A 467-nucleotide genomic window follows, 5' to 3' on the forward strand; every position below is an offset into this window, starting at 1 on the left:
TCCCAAGCCTAAAGCTTCGGCCTGACGGATGTAAAGACAGGTAATGTTGGAAGGCAGGATGTCTTTGACGTGTTCCAGCAGTTTGTCTTTTTGACGCATTTCCAGCTCGGTTTCCAGCTCGTAGGCTTTGTCGAAATGGTCTTCGATGCTGCGTTTGTTGCGGCCGGTGATGAACACCATTTCGGTACAGCCTGCTTCTACTGCTTCTTCTACCGCGTATTGAATCAACGGTTTGTCGACGATGGGCAGCATTTCTTTCGGGCTGGCTTTGGTCGCGGGCAGAAAGCGCGTACCCATGCCGGCTACGGGGAAAACGGCTTTTTTAATCGGTTTCATGTAGTTCCCTTCAATTTAAATGTGGAATCGAGGTTTCAGACGACCTCGGTTGCATATGATTGACTTGGTTGCCACGCTGTCGACGACAAACGAATAACAGCATCTAAAAGGCGTTCAACGAACTTAGAGTG

Annotated in this window: 1 protein-coding gene; it reads right to left on the reverse strand. The window is 49.3% G+C overall.

Features of this window, described 5'->3' with window-relative positions; all coding sequences use genetic code 11:
* Window positions 1-336: sugar phosphate nucleotidyltransferase (locus ACTHUR_RS20080; RefSeq protein ID WP_440400556.1), on the reverse strand; the 336-nt coding region annotated here is incomplete at its 3' end.
* Window positions 337-467: the final 131 nt, after the last annotated feature.

Source organism: Neisseria sp. P0021.S007, assembly GCF_051956855.1.